General features: G+C 69.2%; 20 protein-coding genes. 4 read left to right on the forward strand and 16 right to left on the reverse strand.

Going from position 1 to position 18,426, the window contains the following annotated elements:
• The first annotated feature begins 45 nt into the window (after window positions 1-45).
• A complete protein-coding gene (locus V2S05_RS09715; RefSeq protein ID WP_413634945.1) occupies window positions 46-1,422 on the forward strand; it encodes a chaplin family protein in 1,377 nt (458 codons plus the stop codon).
• Window positions 1,423-1,658: 236 nt separating this feature from the next.
• Here V2S05_RS09715 and rplI read toward each other — a convergent pair whose 3' ends face one another.
• The 14 genes from rplI to V2S05_RS09785 form a co-directional block, all read right to left on the reverse strand.
• Entirely contained in the window at window positions 1,659-2,111 is a 453-nt protein-coding gene (gene rplI / locus V2S05_RS09720) for a 50S ribosomal protein L9 (protein ID WP_271639075.1), read from the reverse strand.
• Between the two features lie 11 nt (window positions 2,112-2,122).
• Window positions 2,123-2,377 (reverse strand): 30S ribosomal protein S18, encoded by a 255-nt coding sequence (gene rpsR, locus V2S05_RS09725; RefSeq protein ID WP_071641238.1) that lies wholly within the window; start codon window positions 2,375-2,377, stop codon window positions 2,123-2,125.
• A 45-nt stretch (window positions 2,378-2,422) separates the two neighbouring features.
• Complete coding sequence (locus V2S05_RS09730) at window positions 2,423-2,923, reverse strand: single-stranded DNA-binding protein (protein ID WP_413634946.1); 501 nt, start codon at window positions 2,921-2,923, stop codon at window positions 2,423-2,425.
• 5 nt (window positions 2,924-2,928) lie between these two features.
• Window positions 2,929-3,294 (reverse strand): 30S ribosomal protein S6, encoded by a 366-nt coding sequence (gene rpsF, locus V2S05_RS09735; protein ID WP_413634947.1) that lies wholly within the window; start codon window positions 3,292-3,294, stop codon window positions 2,929-2,931.
• Window positions 3,295-3,414: 120 nt separating this feature from the next.
• Entirely contained in the window at window positions 3,415-4,746 is a 1,332-nt protein-coding gene (locus tag V2S05_RS09740; RefSeq protein WP_413634948.1) for a DUF6716 putative glycosyltransferase, read from the reverse strand.
• The gene (locus V2S05_RS09745; protein ID WP_413634949.1) at window positions 4,743-5,615 is read right to left on the reverse strand and encodes an N-acetylneuraminate synthase family protein; all 873 of its coding nucleotides are present in this window, start codon (window positions 5,613-5,615) and stop codon (window positions 4,743-4,745) included. The genes V2S05_RS09740 and V2S05_RS09745 overlap by 4 nt, the downstream gene beginning before the upstream one ends.
• Before the next feature lie 114 nt (window positions 5,616-5,729).
• Window positions 5,730-6,893: a cytidylyltransferase domain-containing protein gene (locus tag V2S05_RS09750; protein ID WP_413634950.1), complete on the reverse strand. Its 1,164-nt coding sequence runs from the start codon at window positions 6,891-6,893 to the stop codon at window positions 5,730-5,732.
• The gene (locus tag V2S05_RS09755) at window positions 6,890-8,251 is read right to left on the reverse strand and encodes a polysialyltransferase family glycosyltransferase (protein ID WP_413634951.1); all 1,362 of its coding nucleotides are present in this window, start codon (window positions 8,249-8,251) and stop codon (window positions 6,890-6,892) included. The genes V2S05_RS09750 and V2S05_RS09755 overlap by 4 nt, the downstream gene beginning before the upstream one ends.
• Window positions 8,248-9,225: a glycosyltransferase family 2 protein gene (locus V2S05_RS09760; protein ID WP_413634952.1), complete on the reverse strand. Its 978-nt coding sequence runs from the start codon at window positions 9,223-9,225 to the stop codon at window positions 8,248-8,250. Before V2S05_RS09760 ends, V2S05_RS09755 begins: the two co-directional genes overlap by 4 nt.
• A gap of 64 nt (window positions 9,226-9,289) precedes the next feature.
• Window positions 9,290-10,129, reverse strand: a complete 840-nt coding sequence (locus tag V2S05_RS09765; RefSeq protein WP_413634953.1) for an ABC transporter ATP-binding protein — start codon at window positions 10,127-10,129, stop codon at window positions 9,290-9,292.
• Entirely contained in the window at window positions 10,119-10,913 is a 795-nt protein-coding gene (locus tag V2S05_RS09770; RefSeq protein ID WP_271639063.1) for an ATP-binding cassette domain-containing protein, read from the reverse strand. The genes V2S05_RS09765 and V2S05_RS09770 overlap by 11 nt, the downstream gene beginning before the upstream one ends.
• Window positions 10,910-11,815 (reverse strand): ABC transporter permease, encoded by a 906-nt coding sequence (locus tag V2S05_RS09775; RefSeq protein ID WP_413634954.1) that lies wholly within the window; start codon window positions 11,813-11,815, stop codon window positions 10,910-10,912. The genes V2S05_RS09770 and V2S05_RS09775 overlap by 4 nt, the downstream gene beginning before the upstream one ends.
• Window positions 11,812-12,873, reverse strand: a complete 1,062-nt coding sequence (locus V2S05_RS09780; RefSeq protein WP_413634955.1) for an ABC transporter permease — start codon at window positions 12,871-12,873, stop codon at window positions 11,812-11,814. The genes V2S05_RS09775 and V2S05_RS09780 overlap by 4 nt, the downstream gene beginning before the upstream one ends.
• 14 nt (window positions 12,874-12,887) lie before the next feature.
• The gene (locus V2S05_RS09785; protein ID WP_413634956.1) at window positions 12,888-14,474 is read right to left on the reverse strand and encodes an ABC transporter substrate-binding protein; all 1,587 of its coding nucleotides are present in this window, start codon (window positions 14,472-14,474) and stop codon (window positions 12,888-12,890) included.
• 149 nt (window positions 14,475-14,623) lie between these two features.
• On the opposite strand from V2S05_RS09785, the gene V2S05_RS09790 reads away from it, so the two are divergent.
• A complete protein-coding gene (locus V2S05_RS09790; protein ID WP_271639058.1) occupies window positions 14,624-15,211 on the forward strand; it encodes an Lrp/AsnC family transcriptional regulator in 588 nt (195 codons plus the stop codon).
• A 14-nt stretch (window positions 15,212-15,225) separates the two neighbouring features.
• Here V2S05_RS09790 and V2S05_RS09795 read toward each other — a convergent pair whose 3' ends face one another.
• Window positions 15,226-15,585 (reverse strand): hypothetical protein, encoded by a 360-nt coding sequence (locus V2S05_RS09795; protein ID WP_413634957.1) that lies wholly within the window; start codon window positions 15,583-15,585, stop codon window positions 15,226-15,228.
• A gap of 29 nt (window positions 15,586-15,614) precedes the next feature.
• Between V2S05_RS09795 and V2S05_RS09800 the strand changes: the two genes are divergently transcribed.
• Both V2S05_RS09800 and V2S05_RS09805 read left to right on the forward strand, forming a co-directional pair.
• Window positions 15,615-16,787: a hypothetical protein gene (locus tag V2S05_RS09800; RefSeq protein ID WP_413634958.1), complete on the forward strand. Its 1,173-nt coding sequence runs from the start codon at window positions 15,615-15,617 to the stop codon at window positions 16,785-16,787.
• Between the two features lie 111 nt (window positions 16,788-16,898).
• Window positions 16,899-17,933: an NAD(P)-dependent alcohol dehydrogenase gene (locus V2S05_RS09805; protein WP_413634959.1), complete on the forward strand. Its 1,035-nt coding sequence runs from the start codon at window positions 16,899-16,901 to the stop codon at window positions 17,931-17,933.
• Between the two features lie 61 nt (window positions 17,934-17,994).
• On the opposite strand, the gene V2S05_RS09810 is transcribed toward V2S05_RS09805, so the two are convergent.
• Window positions 17,995-18,390 carry a DUF779 domain-containing protein gene (locus V2S05_RS09810; RefSeq protein ID WP_413634960.1) on the reverse strand — a complete coding sequence of 132 codons (396 nt, stop codon included), beginning with the start codon at window positions 18,388-18,390 and terminating at the stop codon, window positions 17,995-17,997.
• Between the last annotated feature and the right edge of the window lie 36 nt (window positions 18,391-18,426).

The raw sequence follows: 18,426 nt of genomic DNA on the forward strand, positions 1-18,426 counted from the left end.
CACGACCGTGTGATCTTCACCTCGTACAGATCAGGAGAAATTCTCATGCGCACTATCGTCAAGCACGCCATGTGGGGCGTGCTCATCGCCGGCGGCGTCTCGCTGCTCGGCGCCACGGCCGCGAATGCGGCTGAAACGAACGGAGACGAAGGTCTCCTCTCGGGGACGCAGGTTCTCGCACCCATCACCGCGCCCATCGACGTCGTCGGCAACGCGGTGTCGGTACTCGGCGATGGGGTCGTCGGGACGATTCCGGATGCCGCTCCACCGGCACCGGCTCCCGACCCGGCCCCGGCTCCGGCCCCGGCACCGGCCGAGACCAGCGGCGACGACGGCGTGGCGTCGGGCACGCAGGCGCTCATCGACGTGGCCGTTCCGGTGACCGTGTCGGGGAACGCCGTGAGTGTTCTCGGGTCGTCCGCGACTCAGGCGGATACGGCTGCTCCCGCGCCGGCGCCCGCACCGGCCCCGGCACCAACCAGCACCTCGGGGTCTGACGGCATCCTGGCGGGAACGCAGGGTCTCATGTCGGTGACCGCACCCATCACGGTCACCGGCAACGGCATCTCCCTCCTGGGCGATTCCACCGTCGCTCAGGGAGCCGACGCAGCCCAGGCTCCCGCGACCGACGCCACGACCGGCGGAGACAACGGGATCCTCAGCGGCACCCAGGTGCTCGCACCCATCACCGCACCCATCACCATCGGCGGCAACGGCATCTCCCTCCTGGGCGACTCCACCGTGCTCCAGGGGTCGGCGAACGCTCCGACGACCGGAGCACCCGCGACCGACGCCACGACCAGCGGAGACAACGGGATCCTCAGCGGCACCCAGGTGCTCGCACCCATCACCGCACCCATCACGGTCACCGGCAACGGCATCTCCCTCCTGGGCGACTCCACCGTGCTCCAGGGGTCGGCGAACGCTCCGACGACCGGAGCACCCGCGACCGACGCCACGACCGGCGGAGACAACGGGATCCTCAGCGGCACCCAGGTGCTCGCACCCATCACCGCACCCATCACCATCGGCGGCAACGGCATCTCGCTGATCGGCGACAGCACCGTTGAGGTTCCCGGCGCCAACCCCGGCACCGACCCCGGCACGGATCCCGGCACCGACCCGGGAACCGAGCCCGGCACCGACCCGGGAACCGAGCCCGGCACCGATCCGGGAACCGAGCCCGGGACCGACCCGGAGCCTGGAACGGACGCATCCGGCAGCGACCGGGGGACGACTCTCGGCGTCGTCACCGCGGCGACGGCATCGCCTCGCGTGGCAGCCATGACGTCGACTATGACCAGCGCTCCGGCGCTTGCCGTGACCGGCGGCGGACAGATGGCTCCGGCATTCGCCCTGCTCGCCGGTCTGATGCTGCTCCTCGGGGTAGCGCTGATCGGTCGCGCTCGCGCGGCGGCCTGACACCAGCCCTTGCGGCGGATGCGACCTCGACAGGCGCATCCGCCGCAGAGGCATGCCCTGACGGGATATCTCCCGCATCCGTCTCGCACCCGCCCCGGGTCAGAAACGTACGAAATCCAGCCCCGAAGCGGGCATAGTCGACCCCGCACCGCCCCTCATCGCCCCGGCTTCGCGGTCGCGGCATGCAGAAGGCCCCCGGCATCCGGAGATGTCGGGGGCCTGCTGGTGCAGTGAGATTACTTCGCGGCGATGACCTGGAGGGTGATCACGGCGGTGACGTCGTCGTGCAGACGAACCGACGCCTCGTGCTCGCCCGTCGTCTTGATCGGAGCGGTGAAGTGAACCTTGCGCTTGTCGATCGAGCCGAGGCCCTCAGCGGCGACGGCGTCGGCCACGTCGGCGGTCTTCACCGAACCGAACAGGCGCCCCTCGGCGCCGGCCTTGACAGTCAGACGCACCTTGGTGCCCTCGAGCTTGTTCTTGAGTGCGGTCGCCTCGTCGAGGTCGTGGATCTGGCGGGCCTTGCGGGCTGCCTGGATCGACTCGACCTGCTTCTGGCCACCACGGGTCCACGCCACTGCGTAGCCCTTGGGGACGAGGTAGTTGCGGGCGTACCCGTTCTTGACCTCGATGACGTCACCGGCGCTACCCAGCCCGGCGACCTCGTTCGTGAGAATCAGCTTTGCCATGTCGGTACCCCTCAGCGGCCAGCGCCGGCGTAGGGCAGGAGAGCCATCTCGCGAGCGTTCTTGATCGCCTTGGCGATCAGACGCTGCTCCTGCACCGAGACACCGGTGATACGACGGGCGCGGATCTTGCCGCGCTCCGAGATGAACTTGCGAAGCGTCGCGACATCCTTGTAGTCGATGACGCCAACGCGGATGGACTTCGCGGGAGCGGTGGGCTTGCCACCCTTCCGCGGCTTGCGGCGATCGCCGCTCGACTTTCCAGCCATGTTTCTTCCTTAAGAGATGAGATCGGATGCCTGGGCATCCGGAATTCAGAACGGGGTGTCGTCGCCGAAGCTGCCCGGAGTGCTCCAGGCGTCAGCGCTCGAGGAGCCGGGCGTCGACCACGGCTCGTCCGAGACCTGCTGCTGCTGCTGCTGCTGCGGACGCGACTGCCCACCGCCGTTGGATGCGGCCCGCGTGACCTGTGCCGTCGCGTATCGCAGCGACGGACCGATCTCGTCAACCTCCAGCTCGATAGCCGTGCGGTTGTTGCCTTCGCGGTCCTGGTAGGAGCGCTGACGCAGACGGCCCTGCGCGATGACGCGCATGCCCTTGGTCAGCGAGCCTGCCACGTGCTCGGCGAACTCGCGCCATACCGACGCGCGGAGGAACAGCGCTTCGCCGTCCTTCCACTCGTTGGCCTGACGGTCGAACGTGCGCGGGGTCGAGGCGATGGTGAAGTTCGCCACCGGCAGACCGTTCTGCGTGTAACGCAGCTCGGGATCTGCCGTGAGGTTGCCCACCACGGTGATGACGGTTTCGCCGGCCATGAGCCTTAGGCCTTTGCGACCTTGGGCTTGCGAGCGGCCTTGTCGGCTGCGCGCTTGGCCTCGGCGGCGACCATGGCCTGTGCCTCTTCGGCACGCAGGACCTTGGTGCGGAACACGAGCTCGCTCAGACCGAGCTGACGGTCGAGCTCCTGCGTGGCCTCGCTGGTGGCGGTGAAGCTGACGACGGCGTAGATGCCTTCGTTCTTCTTGTTGATCTCGTAGGCGAAACGACGCTTGCCCCAGATGTCGACCTTGTCAATCGAGCCACCATCGTTGGTGATGACCTTCAGGAACTTGTCGAGGTTGGGGGCAACCTGGCGCTCGTCCAGCTCGGGGGTCAGAATGACCATGAGCTCGTACTGGTGCGTCACTTACCCACCTCCTTCGGACTAGAACGGCTCCCGGGACTTTCCCGGAAGCAGGAGGGTGTGTAGCACGTCGTCTGACGCGGCTTCCCGAATGGATGCCGGCGGGCAGACAACCACAACAGTCTACCGGATCGACGCGTATGCCGCAGACCGTCGTCGCACCGGCTCTGCGAGCGGGCTCGGCGCGAGCGTGAAGTCCGCTGCCAGGGCATCCGGAACAGCCGGTCGGCTATGGCGGCGCTTCAGCGCGGCCAGCGCTGCGATCGCCGGCGTCACCAGCACGGCCGCGATGCGTCCCGACGGTGTGCGGTCGGCGTCGCCGAGCACCATCCGGCGGTGCCACGCTGCGTGCAGGGCTCCGCCGCGCGGCAATGGCACCGTGCGCGCGGGCAGGGCGCCGCGGCGTCGCTGCGCGACCAGCGCGCGCACCTGCTCCCACCATCGCGACTCGCGCGAATCGTGGAAGTAGTTGGCCGCCGCCCACTGCGGGTCCGGATGCCGGAAGCGCCGCGCCACCACGTCATCTCCGCCGCCGAGCAGCCCGCTGCGGTCGAAGACGCGGTTGAGCAGGTCGGGCCGGATGCCGAAGTCGTCGAGTGCGATCACCGGGACGCCCGCGGCCAGCGCCTCCACGGCCGCCGTCGAACTCACCGTGACGAGGCCTTCGGCAGTGGCCAGCGCCTCGGCCATCGGCGCGAACGAGAAGACGAGGTTCTCGGGGGCGTTCTCGAGCAGGTCGGTGTAGCCGTCGCGCTCCTGATGCGCTTCGACTTCACCTGGCCGCGAGCGCAGCTTGATGACGACGCGGCGCGACGGGTCGGCCACCGCCGCGAGGCGCAGGACCTCGGCGATGCGGCGCCGCTCGGCACGATCACCCGGCACGAGCGCCTGCGCGGCGAACACGAGGTCGGTGCCTGTGCTCGCCACCCGATCCGGCTTTGCGAACGGAAACGTCGCGAGCCCCACGGGCACCGTGGCGCCGAGGGCACGGCCGAGGCGCGTGTACGCGGTGACCTCGCGGCGCGAGTGCACCACGACGAGGTCGCAGTGCCGGCGATACTCGAGTGCGCCGCGCAGCGCGGGGATCGACATGCCCGGCAGACCGCTGACCACGACAGGGCGGCGGGTGAGCCGGTCGATCTCGCGTCCGAGCAGACGCACGAACGGGGCGCGACCCGCGAGCACGACGACGTCGGGAGTGTCTCTGGCGAGCCAGTCGGCGACGTCGTCGAAGGCGATCCGCGTGATCGACGCGGGGTGGTCAGCGAAGCGGGTGCCGGCGACCGCGGCATCCCGCTGCGCATCGCTCACGACCAGCGGCGTGTGCACCAGCAGCAGGTGCTGACTGATGTCGTCTACCTGGTCGATGAGGTGGGCGGCCCACTTCACGAACGAGTCGGCGTCGCCGATGGCGACCACCCGCAGGCGGGGCGGCCGGCTGCCGGGGAAAGTCATGCCCCGACGCGACGCAGCTTGGCCATGGGAGCGAGCTCGCCCGGATAGACGCGCTTGACTCCGTCACCGAGTGCTTCCTCGATGACGCGGATGTCGCGAACCAGGCGCTCGAGACCCGCCGGTTCGAGGGACGCGGCGTGATCCGAGCCCCACATGGCGCGGTCGAGTGTGATGTGGCGCTCGACCGCCACTGCGCCGAGCGCGACGGCGGCGAGCGAGATCTGCAGGCCGCGCTCATGGCCGGAGTAGCCCACCGGCACGCCCGCGTAGCGGTCGCGCAGCGTGGCGATCATCTTCAGGTTCGCCTCGCCCGACTCCATCGGATACGTCGACGTGGCGTGCATGAGGATCGTGCGGTCGGTGCCCAGCGTGTCGAGCGCCCGGTCGATCTGCTCGATCGTCGACATGCCGGTGGAGAGGATGACGGGCTTGCCGGTCGCGCGCAGCGCCTGCAGCAGCTCGGTGTCGGTGAGGCTGGCGGATGCCACCTTGTGGGCGACCACGTTCAGGTCCTCGAGGAACTCGACGCTCGGCACATCCCACGGCGAGGCGAACCAGTGCAGGCCTGCCATCGTCGCGTAGTCGCCGATCTCGATGTACTGCTCACGGTCGAACTCGACCCTGCGGCGGTAGTCGAGGTAGCTCATGGTCCCCCAGGGCGTCTCGCGGGACACGTCGCGCATGTGCTCGGGAGTGGCGATCTCCGGAGTGCGCTTCTGGAACTTCACGGCGTCGGCGCCGGCGGCGCGGGCCACGTCGATGAGCTGCTTGGCGATCTCGACATCGCCGTTGTGGTTCAGGCCGATCTCGGCGATGACGTACGTGGGACGGCCTCCGCCGATCACGCGGTCTGCGATGGTGACGGTCATGAGGACCCTCCGTTTCCGGTCGTGTCCTCCCGGTCTACGCGGCTCGGGTGAACCTGCGGCGTCGAGCCGGTGACCGGCTGCCGACGCTCGTACGGCGAACCGGGGCGGCGGGAATCAGCGCGCGGCGAGCATGCGCTCGGCAACCTCGCGCACCGCTCCCTCGCCACCGCGACGAGTCAGGACGACGCGCGCGGCCGCCCTCACGGCGGGGTGGGCGTTCGCCACGGCGATCGGCCAGCCGACGATGTCGAGGGCGGCGAGGTCGTTCACGTCGTTGCCGACGTAGGCGATGTCGGCGAGCGCGATGCCGTTCTCGGCGGCCCACGACTCCAGAGCGGCGGTCTTGTCTTCGATGCCGTGCAGCACCGGCACCTGCAGCTTCTCAGCCCGACGAGCGACGACGGGGTTCAGTTCGGTGGAGAGGATGAGCATCGGGATACCCGCGCGGCGCAGCCGCGAGACGCCCATACCGTCCTCCCGGCTCACCCGCACCGACTCGCGGCCCTCGGTGTCGACCGTGGCCGTGTCGTCGGTGTGCACCCCGTCGAAGTCGGTGACGAGCACGGATGCCGGGATCGGGGCATCCGGTGCGGGGTCGAGCGCCGCGAGAGCGTCTGCGACGGCGAGCTGGTGCTCGTCGTCGATCTCGATGGCGGAGGTCTCGGGCACGTCGACGATGCCGATGCGGCCGAAGAACCGGTGACCCGCCGCGCGGAAGCCATCGGCGGTGAAGGCGTAGAACGCCCCGGTCTCGAAGTGGTGCGGCTCGCGGTCCTGCCGGCGCGGTCTGTTCGACGCGTCGTGGTTGACCGCGGTGGCCAGCTGATCGGCATCCCGTCGCCAGAGGAAGCCATAGGTCTCGTGAGCGGAGAAAACACTGTCGTAGCGGTCGGTCGCGATGTGCGCGGCGGCCTCGGCGATGCCCTCGCTCGGGATGAAGGGGGACGTCGCCTGCACGAAGACCACGGTGCCGACCAGGACGCCGTCGGCGGCGAGCGCGTCGAGGGCGTGCAGCACCGCGCTCTCCGACGTCGCGGTGTCGCTCGACAGACCGGCTGGGCGCGTGATGACCCGTGCACCCGCCGCGGCGGCGACGCGTGCGATCTCGGCGTCGTCGGTGCTGACGACCACCAGGTCCACGCCTCGAGCCTCTGCAGCAGCGCGAACCGCGCGTTCGACCAGCGATATCCCGCCGACCCGCCGCAGGTTCTTGCCCGGCACGCCCTTCGACCCGCCGCGCGCGGGGATGATCGCGACAGTGAGCTCGTTCTCGGTCATCGGCCGGTTGCCGCCTTCCAGACTCTGCGGGCGCGGCGCTTCGCGCCGGCTGCGGTGAGCTGCAGCTCCTCCCAGCGCCCGACTCCCCCGGCCTGGCGACCCGGCCGCTGCCACCGACCCCGCGCGGGCGCACCGGGCAGGTCGAGGGCGCGCAGTCGGCCGGATGGCACGTATCGCTCACGGTCGCGGCCGGTCATGGCCGCCAGCGCCGCGATCGCGCGCGGCCGAAGATGCCCGACGATGTGGGGCTGCATGGCGTATCCGACGGCGTCGACGATGCCCTGCAGCTCATCCGTCGCGACGCCGCGCTCGAGGGCGTCGACGATGGCGGCGGGCACTCGGTTGCTGTTCTCGTACGGTGTGAGTCGTGCGAGCACCGTGTCGGAGCCCACGGCGTGTCCGGGGATGCCGAACACCGTGCGCGCTGTCGGTAGGGCGGTCGAGAACCCGGCGATGACCGCCGCTGCCCCCAGGCGGTGCGCGACGTACTCCGCCGGCTGGTCGCCGGCGTAGGTGGCGAAGGCGAGCCCTCGAGCGGATGCCTGCTGCCCGAGCGCATCCGAGAGCGCAGGCGGCGCGGAGGGGTGCGGTTTGAACACGACGCGCTGCGCGCCGGCATCCGCCGCCCGGTCGATCATCCGCGTCTGCAATGAGGTCTCGTCGTCTTGACTCATCAGCCCGAGAGCCGACAGGTACTGCCCGAGGACCAGCGCCGTCGGGACGTCGGGCGACACGAGGGAATCTAGAGCGGCATCCGGCTGCGCCTGCCCCACCTCGCACAGCACCCGCCCGTGATCCGCAGGGTCGACCGACACCGGGATCGCGCCGGTCTCGGCGAAGACGAGCGGTACGACGCCCGGCACGACATCGGGGTGCACGACGCGGGCGACGCGCTCGGTGACCTGCCGTGGCATGGCGCTGCGGATCGGCGAGTACGTCATGAGCCCGTCGCCGATGACATTCAGCTGCGCCTGCGAGAACAGCGCCATCAGCGTGCGCGCCGGTGCGACCTGCGGCGACTGCACGAACAGCTCGAGCCGGGCGTCGTGGAGGGCCCACGCACGTCTCAGCAGCCGCTCAAGCATCGGCAGATCCTGCTCATCGGGGTGCCAGGTGGTCGGGTGCAGCGGATCGAGCAGCGGGTTCAGCGGCTCGATGCGGTCGAATCGTGCGCGCAGCGGGGCCAGCCGGGGCACGCTCTCGAGATCGGGTGCGGTCTCGGGCACCGCGGCGGTGTTCATCGGCACGAGGATGCGCTCGACATCGTCATCTCCCAGCAGCCCTGCGTCGATGGCGGCGACTGCCGTCATCAGCCCGTAGGCGCTGTGCAGGGCGAACAGCTGAATCGTCCCGCTCATGCGTGATCCGCGTCCCGGAGCACCCGCGCGAGCACCCGCCTACGGGAGCCGCCGATGCGGTCGATCGCCGTCCGCGCCTGGTCGCGAGGCAGGCGAGCGAGGAGATCCCGGATGCCGGCACGCAGCTCTCTCCGCACGGCAGGCCGCATGCGGCGAGCGCGCACGAGGTGATGCGAACTGAGCGCGAGCACGCTGAACACCGCCTTGGGCAGCAGGTGATCGGCATCCCGATCCGCCTCGACGAGATCGAGTACCTCGCTCAGAGCCCGGGAGAAGTGCAACTGGCGCCGATCGAGCGTCTTGGAGAGCGAGTCGGAGAGACCCCGGCGGTACAGCAGGTGTGGGGCGTCGACGACGGCGAACGACCGCGCGTGCAGGTGCAGCCGCCAGATCCAGGGGCGGTCCTCGGCGGTGAACAGACCATCGCTGAACGCGGCGGCGCCGCTGTCGAGCATCCGGCGGTGCAGCAGACCCGCCCACGCGAACGGATAGTCGACCATCGTGCGGTCCTCGACGGGCAGGATCGCCTCTCGCGGATCGGCGACGATCCCGCGATGGGTGAACGGGGCGCGCACGAGCCGCCGCTGCGCACCCTGAACCGTGACGTGATCGGTGCGCACGAAGTCGCAGCCGAGGTCGCGCAGTGCGCTCTGCAGGGCAGGCAACCGGCCGGGCTGCATCCAGTCATCACCGTCGAGGAAGCAGAAGGAGTCGCCCTCGACGTACGCCAGGCCCTGATTTCGGGCGGTGGCGAGCCCTCTGGGGGTGCCGTTGCGAATCACCTCGGCATGCGCGAACCGCTCGGCGTACCGGCGCATGATCACCCCGGTGTCATCGCTCGAGCCGTCGTCGATCGCGACGAGCTTCAGCGCATGATCGTCGGGGAACTGGCGGACGAGGGTCTCGAGAGCCGTGCCGATGAACCTGCCGGCGTCCTTCGCGGGGACGATCACGGTCATCGACGGTGCGGGCACGGTGTCATCGTGCCTGGCCGCTCTTACGGGCGTCGGTCCGCCCGGTGAACAGCGGGTGACGTCGTCAGCGCTGGATGGCGGGCACGTCGGCCCAGATCGCACGCTCGGCGCCCGACGGCGCCGCGGGGATGCGGCCCGCGCCGTCTGGCTCGGGTATCGCCGCCAGCAGCGCCTGCGTGTACGGGTGCTGCGGGTCGGCCCAGAGCTGCGCGGTCGGCCCGGACTCGAGCACGCGCCCGCCGAACATCACGAATGTCCGGTCGGCGATGCGCTGCACGACGGCGAGGTCGTGCGAGATGAACAGCATCCCGGCGCCCGCCTCTTTGACGAGATCGCGCATGAGCGCGGCCACGCTCGTCTGGGTCGACGCGTCGAGAGCCGAGATCGGCTCGTCGGCGACGAGCAGCTGCGGGCGGGCGGCGAGCGCCCGCGCGATCGCGATGCGCTGCTTCTGACCGCCCGAGAACTGGTGCGGGAACTTCGAGACGGATGCCGTGGGCAGGCCGACCTTCTCGAGCCACTCCTCGACCGTCGAGCCCTCCGCACCGCGCGCTCGCGCGGTGGCGATGCCGTCGGCGATCTGGTCGCCGATCCGACGGCGCGGGTTGAGCGAGGTCGACGGGTCCTGGAACACCATCTGGATTCCGGTGAGGTGCTTCGGGCGGCGGCGCACGCGCAGCGGGGTCACCTCCCCATCGAGGAAGCGTGCCGTGCCGCCCGCGAGCTTCTCGATGCCGACGGCGGCGCGGGCGAGGCTCGACTTGCCGCTGCCGGATTCTCCGACGAGGGCGACGGTCTCACCGGCGCGCACCTGAAGCGACACGTCGTCGACTGCGACGACGGGCGGGTTGCCGGGGTAGCGGACGACGATGCCCTGAGCGTCGAGGACGGTCTCATGCGCCATGTTCGTCGCCTCCTTCGATGCGTGATCCGGGCAGAGCCGCGAGCAGCTGCCTGGTGTACTCGTGCTGCGGGTGACGGAACAGCGTCGCTCGATCAGCGTGCTCGACGACCCTGCCGTCCTTCATCACCGTGACGACGTCGGCGATCGCGCTCATCACACCGAGATCGTGGGTGACGAGCAGAACGGCGATCTGGCGCTCGTCGGCGAGGTCGCGCAGCAGCTTCAGGATGCCGGCCTGCACGGTCACGTCGAGTGCCGTCGTCGGCTCGTCGGCGAGCAGCACCTCGGGATCGCAGGCGAGCGCGCACGCGATCGCGATGCGCTGCCGCTGGCCGCCCGAGAACTGGTGCGGGTAGCGTCGCAGTGCTTCTTCGGGGTTCGGGACCTGCACCCGCTCGAGCAGCTCGACTGCACGCTGTCTGGCTGCCGTCCCGCGCAGCGCGAGGTGCACGCGCATGTGGTCGGTGAGTTGACGACCGACGGGGATCTGCGGGTGCAGAGACGCCGACGGATCCTGGAAGACCATCGCGATGCGCTTGCCGCGGATGCGGTTCATCGCCCGCCTGCCGAGTCCGAGCAGCTCGGCGTCGCCGAGCCGGACCGAGCCACCGGTGCGCGCGTGGCGCGGCAGCAGACCGAGGACCGACATGGCGGTGAGCGTCTTGCCCGATCCCGATTCCCCGGCGAGCCCATGGATGCGCCCGGCATCGAGCTGAACCGACAGGCCCTTCACGAGTGGGCGACCGATATCGACCGTGAGGTCGCGAATGTCGAGGATGCTCATGCGCCGCCTCCGCTCGATGCGACCAGCTCGGTCTGCTTCTCGTGCGTCACCTCGGCGGTCGGGTCGAGGATGTCGCGAAGCGCATCGCCGAGGAAGTTGAATGCCAGCACGACCGTGAGAATGGCGAGGCCGGGGAAGACCCCGAGCCACCACGCATCGAAGTTCTGCATTGCGGCGGAGATCATCGAGCCCCATTCCGGCGTTGGGGGCTGTGCGCCCAGACCGAGGAACGACAGCCCCGACAGCAGCAGGATCGCCGCACCGATGTCGAGCGTCGCCAGCACCAGCAGCGGACCGGCGACGTTGGGAAGGATATCGACGACGAGGGTGCGTGTCGGTGAGTGGCCGAGCAGACGACCGGCGATCACGTAGTTCTGATTGCGCAGCGACAGCACGATGCTGCGGGTGACGCGCGAGTACTGCGGCCACGACACGACGACCGCCGCGATCACGGCGTTGAACAATGAGGGGCCGAGCGACGCGGCGACGACCATCGCGAGGATCACGGTCGGGAACGCCATGAACAGATCGGTGATGCGCATGAGCGTCTCGTCGACCCAGCCGCCGAAGTACCCGGCGAGCGCGCCGATCACGGCGCCGATGACGAGGGCGGCGACGACGAGGGTGAGCGCGAGCGGGATGGTGACGGTCGCGCCGGTCATCAGGCGCGAGAAGATGTCGCGCCCGTTGCCGTCGGTGCCCAGCAGCGTGTCGATGCCGGGGGCCTGCAGGCGGGGCAGCACCTGGGCGTTCGGTTCGAACGGCACCCACCACTGCGCGGTGAAGGCGACGATGATCCAGGCTGCGGCGACGACGCTGCCGATGACGCCGAGCGGCGTGCGCCAGGCACGCGGCCAGCGCAGCTTGAGCCGCCCCGGCATGCGGGGTTCGCGAGGGGTCATGCGATCCTCACTCTCGGGTCGAGCACGCCGTACAGCAGGTCGACGACGAAGTTGATGACCAGGTAGATGACGCCGACGATGAGGCCGACGCCCATGATCCCTGGCAGGTCGAGGTTGGCCGCCGAGTTGTAGGCGTACGTGCCGAGGCCGGGCCAGGCGAACACCGACTCGACGAGCACCGTGCCCGAGAGCAGTGAGCCGAAGGCGACGCCGACCACGGTCAGCACCGGCAGAGCAGCTCCGCGCAGCACGTAGTCGAGCACCACCCGCATGGCCGGCAGACCCTTCGCGCGAGCCGCCCGCACGTAGTCGCTGTCGAGCACCTCGAGCACGGACGTGCGGATGAACCGGGTCAGCAGACCGATCGTCACCAGCGACAGCACCATCACCGGCAGCGCCAGGTGCGCCATGGCGTCGGCCCAGCCCACGCCGTCGCCGTTCAGCAGGTAGTCGATCGTGTACAGCCCGGTCACCCGGGGCGGCGGGATGATCGACGGCGAGATGCGACCGGACCCGGGCGCGATGCGCAGGTTGAGGAAGAACACGTAGAAGCTCACGAGTGCGAGCCAGAAGGTCGGCACGCTGAGCCCGATCAGAGTGACCACTCGCACGATCTGGTCTGTGACCATGCCGCGCCGGTACGCGGCGAGCGTGCCGAGGACGAGGCTGACCGCGAGGCTCAGGACGATCGCGCAGAGCGCGATCTCGATCGTGGCGGGCACGGCCGTGGCGAGATCCGCGGTCACCGGCTGCCCGGTGACGAGGGAGGTGCCGAGGTCGCCGCGCAGCAGCTTGCCCATGTAAATGAAGTACTGCACGAACAGGGGCTGGTCGAGCCCCTGCGCCTTGATGAAGGCTTCACGCGTCGCGGGGTTCTGAGACGCCCCCTCACCCAGCGCCGCGGAGACGGGGTCTCCTGGCACCAGGTTGGTGAGCAGGAACGTCACGACCGTGACGCCGATCAGCAGCAGCACCGAGGTGCCGGCCCTGCGCAGCAGGTACCCCGCCAGGGGCGACTTCTTGCGCTGCGCCTGTGTCTGCACAGCCACTGTCGTCATCACGGTCGTTCCGTTCAGCCGGCGGGCGTGATCTCGGCGATGTCCATCTCCCACACGGAGTTGTAGACGGCGCCGTCGACCTTGTCAGAGGTGGCGATGTTGCGGCCGGGCACGATCAGAGGCACGAACGGGCCGCTCGCCTGCATCGTCTCAGCGAACTTCGTGAACGCGGCGGTGCGCTCGTCGGGATCGGTCGCGCTGGCGGCATCCGCGGCGATGGCGGCGATCTCGGGGTTGGCCGACTGCTCCCAGCCCGCACGCAGACCGACCTTCAGACCGGGTCCGAAGGGCAGGAAGTTGGCGGAGTCGGCGTAGTCAGGGCCCCAGAACCAGAGGCCGAAGCCCTCGGTGCCGTTCACGTACGCGTCGAGCTCGGTGGCGAACGGAGCGGGGGCGAGCTCGACCGTGACGCCGGCGTCCTTCAGCTGCGCCTGGATGCGCTCCGCGAGCGGCGTGAACTCCACCCCGCCGACGGGGTAGTCGTTCGGGAACTGCAGCTTCAGCGTCTGACCGGTGTAGCCGGCGGCGTCGAAGGCCGCCTTCGCCTTGCCGAGGTCCTGGGTGACGCCCTCGTCGAGGGCGCCTTCGAATCCGGGCGGGATCACGCCGGTGGCCTGCTCGGCACCGGCGCCGGCGAGCTCGAGCAGAGCCGGGTAGTCGAGTGCGTACCTGATGCCTTCGGCGAGCTTCACGTTGGCCAGGTCGCCGGCGACGCCGGTCGACTGGTTCAGCAGCAGGAAGATGGTCTGCCCGGACGGCACCGAGTCGACGTTGAGGCCGTCACCGAGACCGCTGACCTGGTCGCCGTTGAGATCCATGGCGACCATCGAGTCGCCGCCCTTGAGGTTGGCGAGCTGGGTGGCGCTCTCGGAGACGTTGCGGATGACGACGCGGTCGTAGGCGGGCTTCTCGTCGCCGTTGTACTCGTCGTTCTTCTTCAGCACGATCTGCGAGCTGAGGTCGAGAGTGTCGAGCACGAAGGGGCCGGAGCCTGCGGAGGCACCGTCGAAGTACTTCTGCGCGGAGTCGGAGCCGTCGGTGCTGCCGCCGTTCTTCATCACCACGTCGGCGTTGACGATGCCGAGAGCGGGGTTCGCGAGGATGGCGGGCAGCTGCAGCAGGGGCGTCTCGGTGGTGAAGAGGATCGTCTTCTCGTCGACCTCCGTGATGGTGACGCCGGAGAGGAGGAAGTTCGGCTTGGCGTCGGCCATGCCCTGGATACGCTGCAGCGAGAAGACGACGTCCTTCGCCTCGATCGGGGTGCCGTCCGAGAAGACGCGGCCGTCTTCGAGTGTGAAGGTGAACTCGGTGGCGGAGTCGTTGGCCTTCCACGAGGCGAGCCCGGGGATCGGGGTCGAGACGTCCGAGCCCTTGAAGTCGACGAGCGTCTCGTACATCGCCTTGGCGAGCATGTTGCCGGTCGGGTCGTAGGTGTGCCCGGGGTCGGCGGTCTCGACCGAGAACGCGGTGTCGATGACCAGGGAACCACCGGACTTCGCCCCGCCGTTGTTGTTCGCAGAGTTTCCTCCCGAGCATCCGGTCAGGGCGAGGAGCGCGATCGCTCCGAGGGCGATCGCCGGCGTGCGCAGCGTCGACAGCATGGGTACCTCCATTGGCAGGGTGGATCGGGAGTCCTGGGCATCCAATGCTGGACGACCGTGATCAGATTCCCATGGTGTGCGACGATTTGTCCAATGACATTGCGTCATGTAGACAAAACCTGTCCGGACGATGGAGATTAGGATGCAGAATGTCCAGCACTGACGCTGAAGATACCCGGGATTCTGGACGAAGTGCCGCTGCCCTCGATCCGGTCTCGTATCGGATCCTCGATCTTCTTCGCGAGAACGGGCGCATCTCGATCGCCGCGCTGGCCGAGAAAGTCGGCATCTCGCGAGCCAACGCGTACACCCGAGTGGAGGGGCTGGTGTCGGACGGTGTCATCACGGGCTTCAGCGCACGGGTCGACCCCGCCAAGGCGGGACTCTCGATCGGGGCGTTGATCTTCGTCACGGTGTATCCGCAGGCGTGGGCGTCGTTCCGGGCGCAGATCGCCGAGATGCCCGACATCGAGTACTGCGCCGTGACGACCGGAGAGCACGACGCCATGCTGCTGATCCGCGCGACGGACGTCAGCGGTGTGCACGAGTTCTCGACCGGGGTCATCGCTCAGCTTCCCGAGGTGCGCACGGTGGTCAGCGTCGTCGTACTCGACGAGGTGATCCGTCGGCCGTTCGTGCTTCCCCCCGACCTGCCCGAGCGCAGCCTCGATGTGCCGCTGGGCATGACGCAGTGGACGCCGGCGACGGCGGGAAGAGGCGCCCTGCCGCCGCGGTGACCGCGACGACCGGATCAGGCCGCGGCGGTCTCGACGCACACGCTGAGCTGCGCGGCGCCGTGCATCTCGTAATGCTCGACCAGGCGCAGCATCCCGTCGTCGCCGATCTCGATCTCGCTCTCGCCGTCGCCGGTCACGACCTCGCCCGTGGCGGCCAGCACGTGCACGAACGAGACCCAGATGGTGTCGCCGGTGCGGGTTCCCACGAAGCGGCCGATCGTGACCGTGTCACCGGTGTAGTCGCCCCAGATCACACCGTCCTGCTCGAAATAGTGGAAGACGCTCGGGGCATCGTGGTCGACGACGGACGTCGTCGACGACACCATCTTGAACGTGCGGCCGTTGAGACTGGGGAGGGTTCGGGTCTGAGTCACCCATCGATCATGGCAGGTACCGTTGACCCATGATCCCGGCGCCGCCTCCGCAGCACCCGTTCGAGACGCGCCCCCTCACTGAACCGGTCGACGCCCGTGCCGTGAGCGCGTTCTGGCGGACGGTCAAGGCGCAGAATCCGACGTCGGGTGCCCAGATCGTCATCGGCGTGATCGTCGCGGTCGTCTTCGGCCTGGTGTTCCTGCCGACCATCGGCTTCACCCTGTTCGGGCTGATCGCAGGCATCGCCTCCGGGGACGCGGGGGTCGGGGCGCTGTTCTCCCTGCCGGCGCTGATCCCGTTCGTGATCGCCGCAATCGCCATCCCGCTTCTCGTGATCTCTCGCCGCCGCACACGCGAGAGCACCTACCGGATAGCCCGGTTCGCGCAGGCGAACGGCATGACGTTCCGCCCGTTCGTCAGCGACCCGCCGCTTCCGGGCATGATCTTCCACCTCGGCCACTCGCGCATCGCGTCACAGCTCGTCCGCGGGCAGGAGCCGCGCTTCGTCGAGTTCGGCAACTACCGGTACACGACCGGGTCGGGCAAGAACAAGACGACGCACAGCTGGGGCTACGTCGCCGTGAAGCTCGATGTGCCGTTGCCGAACATCGTCCTCGACGCCCTGGGCAACAATGGGCTCGGGTCGAATCTGCCGTCGACGTTCTCGAAGGACCAGCGCCTCTCACTCGAGGGCGACTTCGACCGGCACTTCACGCTGTACTGCCCGAGCGGGTACGAGGCCGACGCGCTCTACCTGTTCACGCCGGACATCATGGCGCGCTTCATCGACCATGCGGCGCAGCTCGATGTCGAGATCGTGGACGACTGGCTGTTCCTCTACATGCGACGGCCCGCCTCGACCACCGACGTCAGCACCTGGGCCTGGCTGTTCGGCACGGTCGGTGCGCTGCTGGGCAAGTTCGATCAATGGGCGCGCTGGCGCGACGACCGGCTGCGATCGGCGCAGCACGTTGCCGCGCCGCATCCGGCGACCCGGCTGCCGCCGCCCCCGGCTTCGCCCGCGGCGCTGCCCTTCGCCCCGCCTGCTGCCATGCTGCGGCCGCCGGCAGGGGTCGCACCGCAGGGCCGCCGCCTGCGTAAGGGCTTCTCGTGGGTGACGCTCGTGATCATCATCGTCGTGTTCGGCGTGACGCTTCTGCCGCACTTCCTCGGCCTGCTGTCCTTCGTCTTCTTCCGCTGACACGGCCGGAATATATCCGGGGCGGCGGGCTTTCGGTCGATCCCCGGATGGAGGATGCTGGACGAGCATGCGGCCGCGCCCGCCGCCGCAGCTCGATCAGGAGGTTGCACGATGAAGGCCATCCAGTACCGCACGATCGGCAGAGGACCGGAGCTCGTCGACATCGAGACGCCGGAACCCGGGCCGGGCCAGATCCGTCTGAAGGTCACCGCCGCCGGCCTGTGCCACTCCGACTGGTTCGTCATGAACCTCCCGACCGAGCAGTATGTGTACGGCCTTCCCCTCACGCTCGGGCACGAAGGAGTGGGTGTGGCCGAGAAGCTCGGCGACGGCGTGGAGGGCATCGAGCTCGGGGCCTCGTACGCCGTCTACGGCCCATGGGGGTGCGGGCAGTGCCACGCCTGCGCACGGGGTGCGGAGAATTACTGCACGAGGGCCGCGGAACTCGGCATCCAGCCTCCGGGCCTCGGCTCGCCGGGTGCGATGGCGGAGTACCTGATCGTCGACGACGCGCGCCATCTCGTTCCCATCGGCGACCTCGACCCGGTCGAGACGGTGTCGCTGACCGACGCCGGTCTGACTCCGTACCACGCGATCATGTCGGCGAGGGAGAAGCTCGTCGCCGGGTCGACGGCCGTCGTCATCGGCACCGGCGGACTTGGCCACGTCGGCATCCAGCTGCTGCGCGCGATCTCATCCGCGACCGTCATCGCTCTCGACATCGCCGAGGAGAAGCTCGCGCTGGCGCGGGATGTCGGAGCCCATCACGCGCTGATGTCGGACGAGTCGGCCGTCGATGAGATCCGCCGCCTCACCGAGGGTCGGGGAGCCGAAGCCGTGTTCGACTTCACAGGCGTGCAGCCGACTCTCGACATCGCGCGCCAGGTCGTCGCCGTCGACGGCGACATCCAGATCGTCGGGATCGGCGGCGGCCTGCTGCCGACCGGCTTCTTCTCCACCCCGTTCGGCGCATCGGTTCGTGCCCCGTACTGGGGCACCCGCAGCGAACTCATGGAGGTGCTGGCACTGGCCCGCGGCGGATCGGTGGGTGTGCACGTCGAGCGCTATTCGATGGACCAGGCGGTGGAGGCGTACACGCGGCTGCACGACGGGAGGGTGCAGGGACGCGCGGTCGTCGTGCCCTGACGGCGGTATGACGCGTCGGCACGCGGTACGCCGAGATGGTCGGATGCTCTGATCCGGATGCCTAGGCCGGAGAGAGGCCGAAGTACTCCAGCTCGGCATCGTTCAGCATCCGGGACCGGATGAGGAAGCGCATGCCCGTCGGACCCTCGACGCTGAAACCCGCCCCGCGGCCGGGCACGACGTCGATCGTGAGGTGCGTGTACTTCCAGTACTCGAACTGCGCCTCCGACATGAACACCTCGATCGGTTCGAGGCCCGCGATGTCGAGCTCACCGAGGCGCACGTCGCTCGGTCCGGTGATGAACATGCCGATCGGGTAGCACATCGGCGACGAGCCATCACAGCATCCGCCCGACTGATGGAACATCAACGGCCCGTGCTGCGCCGTCAGCTCGCGCAGCAGCTCGGCCGCGGCATCCGACACGTCCACCCGCTCGTACCTTCCGATGCTGACCATCTGCGACTCCTTCGCTCGGGAACGGTTGCCGGGCGG

Origin of the sequence: Microbacterium sp. OR16, assembly GCF_047306725.1 — a bacterium.
Lineage (GTDB): Bacteria > Actinomycetota > Actinomycetes > Actinomycetales > Microbacteriaceae > Microbacterium.

Excerpts from the sequence above, each read along its gene's own strand:
- V2S05_RS09805 (WP_413634959.1), top strand. The coding sequence starts at position 16,899 with ATGAAGGCCATCCAGTACCGCACGATCGGCAGAGGACCGGAGCTCGTC.
- V2S05_RS09775 (WP_413634954.1), bottom strand. The coding sequence starts at position 11,815 with ATGACCCCTCGCGAACCCCGCATGCCGGGGCGGCTCAAGCTGCGCTGG.
- V2S05_RS09730 (WP_413634946.1), bottom strand. The coding sequence starts at position 2,923 with ATGGCCGGCGAAACCGTCATCACCGTGGTGGGCAACCTCACGGCAGAT.
- V2S05_RS09790 (WP_271639058.1), top strand. The coding sequence starts at position 14,624 with ATGTCCAGCACTGACGCTGAAGATACCCGGGATTCTGGACGAAGTGCC.
- V2S05_RS09780 (WP_413634955.1), bottom strand. The coding sequence starts at position 12,873 with ATGACGACAGTGGCTGTGCAGACACAGGCGCAGCGCAAGAAGTCGCCC.
- rpsR (WP_071641238.1), bottom strand. The coding sequence starts at position 2,377 with ATGGCTGGAAAGTCGAGCGGCGATCGCCGCAAGCCGCGGAAGGGTGGC.
- V2S05_RS09755 (WP_413634951.1), bottom strand. The coding sequence starts at position 8,251 with ATGAGCGGGACGATTCAGCTGTTCGCCCTGCACAGCGCCTACGGGCTG.
- V2S05_RS09745 (WP_413634949.1), bottom strand. The coding sequence starts at position 5,615 with ATGACCGTCACCATCGCAGACCGCGTGATCGGCGGAGGCCGTCCCACG.
- V2S05_RS09785 (WP_413634956.1), bottom strand. The coding sequence starts at position 14,474 with ATGCTGTCGACGCTGCGCACGCCGGCGATCGCCCTCGGAGCGATCGCG.
- rplI (WP_271639075.1), bottom strand. The coding sequence starts at position 2,111 with ATGGCAAAGCTGATTCTCACGAACGAGGTCGCCGGGCTGGGTAGCGCC.
- V2S05_RS09770 (WP_271639063.1), bottom strand. The coding sequence starts at position 10,913 with ATGAGCATCCTCGACATTCGCGACCTCACGGTCGATATCGGTCGCCCA.
- V2S05_RS09715 (WP_413634945.1), top strand. The coding sequence starts at position 46 with ATGCGCACTATCGTCAAGCACGCCATGTGGGGCGTGCTCATCGCCGGC.
- V2S05_RS09800 (WP_413634958.1), top strand. The coding sequence starts at position 15,615 with ATGATCCCGGCGCCGCCTCCGCAGCACCCGTTCGAGACGCGCCCCCTC.
- V2S05_RS09740 (WP_413634948.1), bottom strand. The coding sequence starts at position 4,746 with ATGACTTTCCCCGGCAGCCGGCCGCCCCGCCTGCGGGTGGTCGCCATC.
- V2S05_RS09765 (WP_413634953.1), bottom strand. The coding sequence starts at position 10,129 with ATGGCGCATGAGACCGTCCTCGACGCTCAGGGCATCGTCGTCCGCTAC.
- V2S05_RS09810 (WP_413634960.1), bottom strand. The coding sequence starts at position 18,390 with ATGGTCAGCATCGGAAGGTACGAGCGGGTGGACGTGTCGGATGCCGCG.
- V2S05_RS09750 (WP_413634950.1), bottom strand. The coding sequence starts at position 6,893 with ATGACCGAGAACGAGCTCACTGTCGCGATCATCCCCGCGCGCGGCGGG.